This is a genomic window from Vreelandella sp. 21, assembly GCF_050995515.1.
Taxonomy (GTDB): domain Bacteria; phylum Pseudomonadota; class Gammaproteobacteria; order Pseudomonadales; family Halomonadaceae; genus Vreelandella; species Vreelandella alkaliphila.
In genome coordinates this window covers 268,180-280,001 of record NZ_CP194673.1, presented here as the reverse complement: position 1 = coordinate 280,001, position 11,822 = coordinate 268,180, and the positions used below count along the sequence as shown (strand labels likewise).

Annotated in this window: 10 protein-coding genes and 1 tRNA gene; 6 read left to right on the top strand and 5 right to left on the bottom strand. The window is 57.4% G+C overall.

The annotated features are described in order from the left end of the window. The first annotated feature begins 20 nt into the window (after positions 1-20). Positions 21-97, top strand: a tRNA-Pro gene (locus ACN06F_RS01350). Between the two features lie 65 nt (positions 98-162). On the opposite strand, the gene ACN06F_RS01345 is transcribed toward ACN06F_RS01350, so the two are convergent. The 5 genes from ACN06F_RS01345 to ACN06F_RS01325 all read right to left on the bottom strand — a co-directional run bounded on the left by ACN06F_RS01345 (position 163) and on the right by ACN06F_RS01325 (position 6,522). Then, entirely contained in the window at positions 163-945 is a 783-nt protein-coding gene (locus ACN06F_RS01345; RefSeq protein WP_038480564.1) for a sulfite exporter TauE/SafE family protein, read from the bottom strand. A gap of 16 nt (positions 946-961) precedes the next feature. Further along, positions 962-3,280, bottom strand: coding sequence for an ATP-dependent DNA helicase (locus ACN06F_RS01340; protein WP_433924537.1), 2,319 nt, complete (start codon positions 3,278-3,280; stop codon positions 962-964). Continuing rightward, a complete protein-coding gene (locus tag ACN06F_RS01335; protein WP_038480558.1) occupies positions 3,277-5,034 on the bottom strand; it encodes a VRR-NUC domain-containing protein in 1,758 nt (585 codons plus the stop codon). The genes ACN06F_RS01340 and ACN06F_RS01335 overlap by 4 nt, the downstream gene beginning before the upstream one ends. A 32-nt stretch (positions 5,035-5,066) precedes the next feature. Continuing rightward, positions 5,067-5,414: a hypothetical protein gene (locus tag ACN06F_RS01330; RefSeq protein ID WP_038480555.1), complete on the bottom strand. Its 348-nt coding sequence runs from the start codon at positions 5,412-5,414 to the stop codon at positions 5,067-5,069. Between the two features lie 202 nt (positions 5,415-5,616). Further along, positions 5,617-6,522, bottom strand: a complete 906-nt coding sequence (locus ACN06F_RS01325) for a LysR family transcriptional regulator (protein ID WP_120385905.1) — start codon at positions 6,520-6,522, stop codon at positions 5,617-5,619. Positions 6,523-6,632: 110 nt separating this feature from the next. Between ACN06F_RS01325 and ACN06F_RS01320 the strand changes: the two genes are divergently transcribed. From ACN06F_RS01320 to ACN06F_RS01300, 5 genes are read left to right on the top strand one after another with little or no spacing between them, the layout of a single operon-like run. After that, the gene (locus tag ACN06F_RS01320) at positions 6,633-8,000 is read left to right on the top strand and encodes an aspartate aminotransferase family protein (RefSeq protein ID WP_433924536.1); all 1,368 of its coding nucleotides are present in this window, start codon (positions 6,633-6,635) and stop codon (positions 7,998-8,000) included. Then, positions 7,997-8,698, top strand: coding sequence for a CoA transferase subunit A (locus ACN06F_RS01315; protein ID WP_433924535.1), 702 nt, complete (start codon positions 7,997-7,999; stop codon positions 8,696-8,698). The genes ACN06F_RS01320 and ACN06F_RS01315 overlap by 4 nt, the downstream gene beginning before the upstream one ends. After that, positions 8,688-9,341: a 3-oxoacid CoA-transferase subunit B gene (locus ACN06F_RS01310; RefSeq protein ID WP_433924534.1), complete on the top strand. Its 654-nt coding sequence runs from the start codon at positions 8,688-8,690 to the stop codon at positions 9,339-9,341. The genes ACN06F_RS01315 and ACN06F_RS01310 overlap by 11 nt, the downstream gene beginning before the upstream one ends. Next, entirely contained in the window at positions 9,341-10,624 is a 1,284-nt protein-coding gene (locus ACN06F_RS01305) for an ArgE/DapE family deacylase (RefSeq protein ID WP_433924533.1), read from the top strand. The genes ACN06F_RS01310 and ACN06F_RS01305 overlap by 1 nt, the downstream gene beginning before the upstream one ends. Continuing rightward, positions 10,621-11,808 carry an acetyl-CoA C-acyltransferase gene (locus tag ACN06F_RS01300; protein WP_120385909.1) on the top strand — a complete coding sequence of 396 codons (1,188 nt, stop codon included), beginning with the start codon at positions 10,621-10,623 and terminating at the stop codon, positions 11,806-11,808. Before ACN06F_RS01305 ends, ACN06F_RS01300 begins: the two co-directional genes overlap by 4 nt. Positions 11,809-11,822 lie beyond the last annotated feature (14 nt).

Genomic DNA, 11,822 nt, shown 5'->3' with positions numbered 1-11,822 from the left:
AGCATCGTTGCAACAATATTCGGAATATAGCTCAGCTTGGTAGAGCGCTGCCTTCGGGAGGCAGAGGTCGTAGGTTCGAATCCTGCTATTCCGACCAAAGAATTCAGTAAAAACGGCCACTTGCTCTAAGAGCTAAGTGGCCGTTTTTGTTTGCTTCTCACCCTACCCTGGCGGGTGGATCAGCCCCACCACACTGACCAAGATCAGCACGGCTCCCAGTACGCGGAAGAACAGCCCGGTGTCTGCTTTTAGCATGTAGCGGTGGGCTTTTTCGCCTAACAAATGGCCGATAAATGCGCAGGGCAGTAGCCATAGTTGATGAATTAGCTGGAGGTCGACGCCGGCGATGATAAACGACGCCATCTTGATCATCACCAGGATAAACCACAGCACAAACATGGTATCGCGCAACTGCTCTTTAGCGACGTGAGTGGCGAATACCGCGACAATCAGCGGCGCGCCAATCAACGAGGTGCCACTGACATAGCCACCGAGAGCAAGCAGCACGATATCGACGTATTTGTTGTTACTTCTAAACGGCTTATTCAGCACATAGCCAATGGCATAAATGATCACAATGCCGAAAATAATGTTGGTCATGATCTGAGAGGGCAGCGTTAACAGCCCCACCACCCCGATCAACTTAGGCACGATCATGATTTTCAGGGCTTTGGTTAAATAGCCCCAATCGATATTACTTTCCGGCGACGTACCTCCCACGCCCGCTTTCTGCACTTGACGATGGCCGCTCCAGGCAATCCAACTGGAAAAAATCAGTAGATGAATGGCCACAATTGGTAGGAAGACCAGCGGTTCGTTGACCACCAGCAGCAGAAAAGGCAGCGCCAGCACGGCTCCACCAAAACCAAGGCTGGTGCGAACAAAGCCGCTCCAAGCAAAAATAAGCCCGATGAGAAGGTACTGGTACCAGAGCAAATCCGTCATTGCGCGTGCATGGCCTCTAAGAAGATGAGTGGTTGCCTAGCCCCCACCAGCGTGGCAGCAATGCGCGCACCTTGGTCTGGGCAAAACGGTCGTCCATTAATATCACAACCCCTTCATCCTCGGGGCTGCGAATCACCCTTCCGGCGGCCTGCACCACTTTGATCATACCGGGTATGCGGTAGGTGTAGTCGTCGCCCTGGCCGAAACGGGTGTTCATGCGCGCTTTCAGCGCTTCGTTAAAGTCGTTAAACGGTGGCAGGCCTAAGGTGGCAATAAATGCGCCGATTAGGCGCTCGCCAGGAAGGTCGACCCCTTCGGCGAAAGCACCGCCTAGCACTGCAAAGCCGATGCCCTTACCACACGGGGTAAAGCGCGCCAGAAAGGCGTCGCGCTCGGCTTCCTGCATTCCACGGGTTTGGGCAAACATCGGTACGCTGGGATGTGCGTGCTGAAACTGCGTTATCACCTGCTCCAGATAAGCGAAGCTACTAAAAAACGCCAGATAGTGGCCAGGTTGACGCTGATACTGGTCGGCCAGGACTTCCACAATAGGCGCCACAGAGGCCTCACGGTGATGATAGCGAGTGGAAATATCGGCGCGAATACGCACTTCCAACTGGCGGGCGGCAAACGGCGAGGCCACTTCCCGCCACACACTGTTTTCCGGTAACCCTAGTAAATCGCGGTAGTAATGAAACGGGGTCAGCGTGGCCGAAAACAACACTGCGCTGCTGGCAGCCTTGAAGCGTGCCGCCAGAAAATCCGCAGGAATAACATTGCGCAACCCTAGCACTGCGTCGCCTCGGCCATCACTGGCAAGGTCGCACAGAGAGTGGTCACCAAACCGCTCCGCCAAACGACAGAAGGCCAATGTGTCAAACAGCAGCTCTTGAAGCTCAACGCTTGCGGCGTCGGGGTGTTCAACCAAATAATCGGTGATCGCGCCAGCCAAGGTTTGCATCGCGGCCACTAGCTTGTTGGGCAGCGCATCAAGTAAATGGTAACGCTGTGACGCCGCCGCATTGGTGGTCACTGCCTTCGTTAGCGTCTGCCACTGCCTACCGACACGGGCTAGCGGTTTAGCAAGCGCAGGAGGTGAGCGGCGACGCAGACGGCTCAAGCGCTGCTGGGAAAGCTCGGCACTGTACATGCCCCCCGCTCGTTCAACTAAGTTGTGCGCTTCATCTATCAGCAGGCCTACCCGCCAGTCGTTGGCTTGGGCCAAACCATGCAGCAGCGCATGGCTATCAAACCAGTGATTCACATCGCCCACGACTACGTCGGCCCAGCGGGCTAGTTCCTGGCCTAGATAATACGGGCACACACTGTGGGCAAGCGCCACCTCACGCAGTCCGGCACGATCTAGCCAGCGACGTGCCACCGCGGCTTGGCGAGCGGCAGGCAAGCGGTCATAAAAACCTGCTGCTAACGGGCAAGCATCGCCTTGGCAAGCGGTGCCTGGGTACTCGCAGGCTTTTTGTCTGGCCACCAGTTCCAACACGCGCAGCGGCGATGTGAGTGCAGGCGATGAGAGGGAAGATGAAATAGGCGGTGATGAACTGGAGGTAACAAGACGCGCCAGCGCATCCAGCGCCACACGGCGGCCTGGGGTTTTCATGGTCAGAAAGGCCACCCTATCCAGCTGCTGACGGGGCATTGCAGTCAGCATTGGAAACAGCGTGCCAAGGGTTTTGCCAATGCCGGTAGGGGCTTGGGCCATTAGGCAGCGCCCGGTGCTGGCGGCTTTATAGACATCTTCCGCCAACGGGCGCTGCCCAGGGCGAAAATCAGGATAGGGAAACGTCAGCGTCGCCAGCCACTCATCGCGGCGTTGGCGATGGGCAGACTCCTGCTCTGCCCAGGCCAAAAAGCGTTGGCAGTGATCGGTAAAAAACGCCTGCAGCTCGGTGGCGCTAGCTTCGTGGGTAAGCAGCGTTTCCTGGCCGCTGGTAATCTCCAGATACACTAACGCCAGCGTGACCCGCTCAAGGCCACGCTCGGCACACAGCAGCGCGCCGTATATCTTCACCTGCGCCCAGTGCAACGCCCGCTGATTAGCCGCCATGCGATCTAGATTGCCACGATAGGTTTTGACCTCTTCCAAACGGTTAGCGCTGGGGTCAAAGCCGTCAGCGCGGCCTGCCACGCGAAGCCCCTGATACTCACCGGAAAGCGGCAATTCGGCTAGGTAATCCTCGCCCCGGCGGCTAGCCACTAACCCATGCCCTTCGATACCTTCCTGAGCGCTGGGTGCTGGCGTAAAGCGGTGATCAAGGTCGCCCTCCCGTGCGGTGAAGTCGCATAGCGTGCGCACCGCTACCCGGTAACGGCTCATTCGGCATCTTCTCGTTCAGACTCTTCTCGTTCAAACCTTTCTGGTTGAGACCCTTGTGCTTCAGATGCTGGCTGCCAGCGCACATGACATACTTCAACAGGCATGCCGTGGCGGCAAAAGAAGCTAATCCAGCGGCGTTGGTTATCTTGTAGACGATCCCCAGGCCCTTTCACTTCTATCATTTTGTAGCGTGGTTCGCCGGGCGGTGCATCCGGCATCAACTGAATCAGGTCAGGTAGGCCTGCACGGTTATGTTTAAGGTCATCTAATAGCCGCATAAAACAGGCACGCAAATGGGCAGGCGGCAAGCACTTAAGCGCAAGCGTTAACAGCTCTTCACTGACGATTCCCCAGTGAACAAAGGGCGAGGCGATGCCCTGTTTGGCGTGCCAGGTGCGCAGTATCGTGTCCTGATAGCGGCCATCGTCCAGCAGGGCCAGGCAGGCAGTGATATCGACTTGACGCTGAGAGACAAAATCCTCGCGGTATAAATCCGCTGGCCCGCTGTGAAACGGGTGAAAAAACGCGCCTGGCAGCGGTTTAAAAATGGCCGGCCAGAGCAGTAAGCCAAATAGCCCCGTCAGCAGGCTATTTTCAACGTAATACACCGGCGCGTTAGGGGTCGCCATGTAGTCAGCAACGGCACGCTCGACTGGCTGAGGGCCAGGTAAATGAAGCACATAGGTAGGCGCCTGGGCCGCTTGTTGATCAGCCCAAGCAGAATGATCAACCTGTTGGGGTAATTTGCGTGCTAAACGCGGCAGCAGCCGCATAAGGGCTTGGCTTTCGCCTTCATTTGGCTGCGCGCCAAGCGCGCTGATCGTGAGTTCATAAGCATCTGAATAACGGCCTAAACGCTCTAACACGCGCAGTCTGCGAATACGCGCATCGCTGTTATTGGCGTCAGCGTAAAGTGTTAACGCTAACTCTGCGTCGCCGCCGCGCTCGGCCTCGCGGCCAATGGCAAGCAGCAACCGCGCCCGCCGAGAAGCTAACCAACGGTTGCTGGAAGCTGGTGGCACCTCTATGGAAAGCGCTTGCGGCAACTCGCCGTCGTCCAAGCGTTCACGCAAGCGGTGAAGCGTTAAGTAAGTAGTCACTTCATTGCGGCTTTGGAACGCGCGCGACTCCGCGGTAAGCGGTACCTGCTCAAAGCGCTGCAGGCCCAACTCCGTTAGCACGAACTCTGCCCAGTCCTGGCGCAGATTGCCGAAAAACATCAGCCGAAGTCGATCACACAGCGCCATCACCGTTAGCCGCACAATCTGCGTCGTCGCCGTTGGCCACCACTGCTGAAGGGGGGCGGACACTTCTAGCGATGCTTCCAAAGCTGCTTGAAGCGCAGCTTTCGTGCTGTTGCGGGCTAGACCTGCATTGTTGATCTCGCCTGCCAATGCCTGGCGCAGTTCACTCAGTCGCAACAGGCGAAATAGCTCGCGGCTGCTTAATTGCGGGGCATTGTCTACCCATCCAAGCACCACCAACGGAGCCAAGGCCTGCTCGGCGTCACCGATTTCCGCATAGCTCAGTTTATCCAGACGAAATAATTCCCCTTTACGCATCACCATGCGCACCAATAGCGCCTGGGAGGCTTGGGGTAACGTCTCAAAATGACTAATAGCGTCGCGCTCAGCAGCACTTAATAGGTCGTAGTGGCGGGCTTCCACCCAGGCCAACACGTAACGAAAGTTCGTCAGATAGTAGAAGGGGTCATCTAAGGAGGCGGTCGCTGATGCGACAGGAGCACTGTTCATCTATCCATTGTAACAGTGCTTGATGAAGCAGGTTAACCCACCCGGTGCTGATAAAGTACGTCCAACGCATCGTCATCAGCAGCAGAGGATGACGCCTTTGATTGGGCAACGGGTTTGCGGCCGCCCACCAGCACATACCATTCCGCTTCTGTTAGGTAGTGCTGACACCAGCGGCTTAAGCCCGCGGCCACATCATCGCGAATTCGTTCGCCGCTTCGGAAAGCCTGGGCGAGATGTAACAAGTCCTGGCGAGCAGTGCGAGCACGGGCGTTGCCGCCGTGCACTTTGGAAAGTGGGCAGCGTCGATCATAGGCTGCGTTGGTTAATGCATTTAACCAACGTTCCAATTCATGCGCCTGAATACCGCCGTAAACTGCCACACTGCACTCCATGCTGAATGATGATTGAAATTTAATGAGCTCCGCCCATTAGCACTGGCGAAAAAGGGCGTTAGATTGCCCGATTGTGGTGCAACTGTCATCTTCGGGTTATTCCTGGCCACACCCAGACATAGCCTAAGCCAAGACATAACGACCTATGTCTGTACTATACCTGCTAATCGAACGAAATGATTTGTAAACGTTAGTAATTCATTAGCGTCTCTTTCGCTTTGTGTTTAAGCGACGCCAACACTTTAGACTCATGCCATTCAGGGCGATAAACAATGCCAAAACCAAACGACAACGCAGGCATAAAAGGCAGCACCTTGACATGGTCGTGGCGCGACAGCTGATCTTTCGCAGTAATCGGGTTCATTACCGTGACACCGACCTCATTAGCTACCAGCGCGCTAATCGTGCCGATATTAGCTTCCGTTTTACCTGAAATTTTAACACCGTGCTCGGCGACAAGCTCCAGCAGTGGATTCGTGCTAACACTTGGCTGGTTGCTGATCACTAAATGTTGACCACGCAAATCACTGACTTCAACAACATCATGCGTGGCTAGCTCAAGCTTGTCAGGCACCAGCGCCACGGCTTCTGTCACCAGCAGTGTTTCTGTTAAGAGCTGAGGAGACGTCGCTGGCAATGTGATAAAGCCGATATCCGCATGGCTTGATTCCACCGCCGTTTGTACATCGTGGCTCGACATCATATCCAGACTAATACTTATCCGGCTGTTTTCAGCCAGTAACGCAGCGACTACCTGGGGCACAAAGCCAAAACATAGCCCGGGAATAGCGGCAATTCTCAAGCGTGATGTGCCGAACTCCTTAAGCGCCAACACACTATGGCGTAGCTCTTCAATATTGCCCATCAGCCTGAGAATCTCATCGTACAGCTCGCGTGCTTCAGGCGTTGCTAGCAAGCGGTTTTTTTCACGTAGAAAGAGCTGAATCCCCAGGTTCTCTTCAAGCTGCGCCAGCGAACGACTCACTCCCGATTGCGTCATGCCAAGCAGGCGTGCCGTCCCTGAAGCGCTACCTACTTCATACAGCGTCTTGAAAGTTGCTAATGCTTTCAACGAGTTAATGGTGACTTCAGGCATGACTTTTACTCATTGATATTCGAAAAACGATCATATATTGAAATATAGTAACAAGCCTACCTAGACTGCAAGGGAGATTTTTCACCACACCATAAAAAACGGAAAACGTGATGACCGACTCTCCGCTGTTCTACCAGGCAGGTCCTGCCCTGCCGGAAGTCAGCCACGCTGATGGCGTTATGCTCTGGGATACCCAGGGCAAGGATTATCTGGATGGCTGCTCTGGGGCTATTTCCTGCAACCTAGGTCATGGCCGACAGGATATTCGTGACGCCATGCTCGCCCAGATGGATAAGGTGGCCTTCACCTATCGCACTCAGTTTGAAAGCGCTCCCGCCGTTGCGCTTGGCCATCGGCTGGTCGAGCTATTTGAGGGTGAACTCGGCAAGGTGTTTTTCATTTCCAGCGGTTCCGAGGCAGTGGAGTCGGCCCTCAAGCTGGCAAGGCAATACTTTTTCGCCCTTGGTCAGCCTCAGCGCCAGCGCTTTGTATCGCTGCGCCCGTCTTATCATGGCAGCACCATGGGGGCACTGGGCATGACAGGCTATCAGCCGCTGGAAGCGCCCTTCACCAGCATGACCCATGCGTCCATCAAAGTGCCGGGGCCGGATTTCTATCGTCATCAGGAGTGTGATGATGACACTCACGTTGACCGCATCCTGGCAGAGACCCGCGCCGCCATGGAAGCCGCTGGTCCTGAATCACTGATTGGTTTTGTCATCGAGCCAATCGGCGGTGCCAGCACCGGTGCACGGCTGTTAGGCAAGCGCTACCTACAAGGCATTCGTGCCTTATGCGATGAATTCGGCTGCTTGCTGATTGCCGATGAAGTACTCACCGGCGTGGGCCGAACTGGCACTTGGTTTGCCTGCCAGCACTACGATGTGGTGCCGGACATCCTGGTCACCGCAAAGGGACTGGGCGCGGGCTACTACCCCATTGGCGCGATGCTCGCCCGCAGCGCTATCGTCGAAACGGTCATGGCCAGCGGTGGCTTCCAACACGGCCACACCTATGCTGGCAACCCTTTGGCCTGCGCTACTGGCCTGGCCGTGCTTGAGGCCATTGTGCGCGAAGATTTGCTGGAAAATACCCGCCAGCGTGGCGCGCAGCTGGAAGCAGGGCTGCGCAAGCTTGCCGAGCGCTACGACTGGGTCGGCCATGTGCGCGGTGCTGGCTTGTTATGGGGCGTCGAACTGGTCGCTGATGGCGAATCGCGCCAGCCTTTCCCTGCCGAGCAAAACCGCTTCGCCCAAATCACCGCATTGGCCAAACAGGAAGGCCTATTGATCTACCCTCGCCGCACTCTGGATGGCGTGGCCGGTGATCATTTCCTGGTCTGCCCGCCGCTGACTATTCAGCCCGAGGAAGTCGACACTCTGCTGGAACGCTTAGCGCGTGCCATGGCGCGTTTTGATCAAGCGCTTACCGCCGCTGACTTGCCTCCACAACCTTCCCGGGAGCGCTTAACACCATGACGCTGCTAAACCACAAAAGCTGTGATATTGACGCGGCTATCGCCGAGATTCCCGATGGTGCGACCATCATGGTGGGCGGCTTTGGCTCGCCGGGCACGCCCTTTGCATTGCTCGACGCCCTGCTCGCCAGCGGTCAACGCAACCTGACGCTGATTAAAAACGATGCCAATGAACCTGGGATCGGTATCGGCAAGCTAATTGAGGCAGGCCGTGTAAAGCGCTTGATCACCTCTCACTTAGGCCTTAACCGAACAGCCATTGACGCCATGAATGCTGGCGAGATGGAGGTCATTTTTCATCCTCAGGGGCTGTTGGCTGAAAAAATCCGCTGTGCAGGCGTTGGCCATGGCGGCTTTCTGACCGATATCGGCATCGGTACGGAAATTGCCGAAGGCCGTCAGGAAATCAGTGTGGAAGGTTGCACCTGGGCGATTGAGCCTGCCTTACAGGCTGATATTGCTCTCATTCATGCCGAGCGAGCCGACCGTTACGGCAACCTGATCTATCGCGCCACGGCCAGCAATTTCAATCCCTTAATGGCCATGGCTGCCGAGCGGGTGATTGCCCAAACCTACCGCATCGACCAACCCGGCGATCTGCCTATCGACACCATTCATACGCCTTGTGCCTTTGTCAGTCATGTGGTGCAGGTTGCCCGAGCCTCCAGCCAGCAAGGAGTTCGCCCCCATGCTCTCTGATCAGCAGCGTATGTTGACCCGCGCCGCCCGTGAAGTCATCGACGGCCAGATCGTCAACCTGGGGATCGGGCTGCCAACACGGCTGTTCCACTACCTGCCCGATGATATGAATGTCCTAGTGCATTCCGAAAACGGCGTGCTGGGCTGCCGCCCCCGCCAAGAAGGCGAAGCGCTCGATATCGACATGATTGACTCCGGCGGCGCGTATATCACCACCCGCCCGGGGGCTAGCGTGTTCGATAGCGCTACGTCCTTTGCAATGATCCGCCGCAGTCGCGTGGACGTTACCTTTATGGGCGCCTTCGAGGTGGATCAGGAAGGCAACCTGGCCAACTGGAAAATTCCTGGCAAATTCTCTCCTGGCATTGGCGGCGCCATGGAGCTGGCCCAGAAAGTCGCTCGACTGGTAGTGCTGTGCTCCCACAACGATAAGCACGGCAACCCCAAGATCCTCACCCGCTGCCAGTTACCGCTGACCGCGAGCCGCTGTATTTCCCGCATTATCACCGAGAAAGCCGTGATGGATGTGACGCCAGAAGGGCTTGAGGTAGTGGAAATCGCCGAAGGGCTGAGCGTTGAAGCGCTGCGCGAAGCTACCGACGCCCCCCTGCTGATTGATGAATCACGTTTAGGGAGATTCTGATGCTCGACGCCACCGAACAACGCATCATTGCCTGCTGCAATGCCTTGATGGACGACACCCTGGAACTGACCAGTGACTTGGTGCGGGGCTATAGCGTACTCGGCCAGGAACAGAGTGCGCTGGACACCATGGAGCGTCACCTTGAGCGCCTGGGCCTGCCAGTGACCCGTGTACCCTTGGACGCCCCCGGCTTTGAGGAGCACCCCCATCGTGCTCCCACCGAATGGCCCAGCACTGGCCGCTATAACGTCATTTCAGACCTTAACCCTGGCGCGCCAGGACCACATTTAGTGTTCAACGGCCATCTTGATGTGGTACCTGCCGAGCCTGTCGATATGTGGACCCGCCCCCCCTGGGAGCCGTGGCAAAAAGATGGCTGGCTGTATGGCCGTGGCGCGGGTGATATGAAGGCAGGGATTGCCGCCATGGTGATGGCGGTTGAGGCCGTGCGTCGGGCGGGGGTAGAGATCAACTTTCCGCTTACCCTACAAACCGTAATTGAAGAAGAGTGCACCGGCAACGGCGCGCTGGCCTGCCTGCATCAAGGTTTTAGCGGCGATTTCGTACTGATCCCGGAACCTTTCGGCGCTCAGATCTACGCTGGCCAAGTGGGAGTGCTTTGGTTTCGAATGCGCCTGGATGGCGTGCCTGCCCATGTGCTCGACCCCAGCGCCGGGCGCAATGCGATTGAAGCCCTACAGGACTATCTACCTGCTCTGAAAGCGCTGGAAGCCGAAATAAATGATTTACCCCGGCCTGCGCTTTACGCTGACCATCCTCATCCGTTCAACCTTAGCGTTGGCCGTGTAGATGCGGGCAACTGGGCCTCCAGCGTACCTGCCCACGCCATTCTGGAAGGGCGTGTTGGCTTCCCGCCCGGCATGTCACCAGAGGAGGCCATGCAGCGGGTCAGCGACACCCTGATGACCCGCCACGCCGAGCTTGACGACGCGACACCTCCACCCAAGATCAGCTTCCATGGCTTTCGCTCCGAAGGGCATGTGGTCGATCTCGATACCCCAGGTATCCGGCTCCTCTCGGAGTGCCACGAAGCCTTATTGGGCGAACCACCTGCTCACTATCTTTCCACCTGCACCACTGACCTGAGGGCCTTTCACGTTTCCGGCGAGATCAACGGCACCTGCTACGGCCCGATTGCTCAGCGCATTCACGGTGTAGACGAGTGCGTCAACATCGACTCGATTCGCCACGTGCTCACCACCTATGCCCTGTTCATCCATCGTTGGGCGCGCATGGCAGACAACCAGGAGATCCACTCATGAGAGACGTGTATCTCGCCGACTATGCACGTAGCGCCTTCAGCCGCGCGCACCCCCGCAAACCCGAGGTCGATGCCTGGGCAGATACCCGCAGCGATGCCCTGCTAGCCAGCGTGCTCGATGGCTTATTAGCACGTAGCGGCGTTGACGGCGCGGCGGTGGAAGACCTGAGCATTGGCTGCGCCTTGCCAGTAAAAGAGCAGTGGAGTTTTGGAGGGCGTTACCCGCTGTGGCTGGCCAAGCGTTTCGGCCCCCTGGGAGAGGCATGTGCTACCCGCCAAATTGATCAGCAATGCGGCTCGGGACTTGCCGCGCTGCGCAACACCGCACGGGAAATTCAGGCCGGTGCTATCGAGGTTGGCATGGCCGGAGGCGTGGAAAACATGACCCGCGTGCCCATGGGCCCGGCACTGTTTAAGGAAGGCGTGCTGACCAGCCCTCAAGCGCTGCAAAAAGCCGACTGGCTGACGCTCGACGTGGTGCTCAATATGGGGCTGACCGCCGAACGACTGGCCAAGTCTGCCGGTATTTCGCGTGAGGCGATGGACGCACTCGCCCTCAGTTCCCACCAGCGTGCCGCCAAGGCCAACGCAGCAGGTCACTTCGACGCTGAGCGTTTGACCCTGAACAACGCGGCAGGCGAAACGGTCAGCGCGGACAGCAATATCCGAGCGGATACCAGCGCTGAGCGCCTGGCGGGGCTGGACCCGGTATTTATGCAAGGCGGCGTAGTGACTGCAGGCAACAGCTCGCCGCTAACCTCTGGTGCTGCTGCCACGCTACTGATGTCGGAATCTGCCCTGCGCCAACACGGCATTAGCCCCTTGGCACGCGTTGTGGCCATCGCCGACTGCGGCGTCAAGCCAGAGGAGATGGGCGCCGGTGCCGCCGCCGCCATTCGTCGCGCGCTGAAACAGGCCCAGCTGACACCACAGGATATCGGCGTATGGGAAATCAATGAAGCCTTCGCCGCAGTGCCGCTGCATGCCATAGGTGAGCTTTCGATTGACCCTGAAAACGTCAATATCTGGGGGGGTGCCATGGCGCTGGGGCACCCGTTAGGCGCGACCGGTATCCGTCTCGCGGGCACGCTTAGCCGACTTCTTCACTCCCGCCAGCAACGCTACGGCTGCGCGGCGGCCTGCATCGGCGGTGGGCAAGGCATCGCCATCATTTTAGAACGCTAAAGCCACTAGATGCC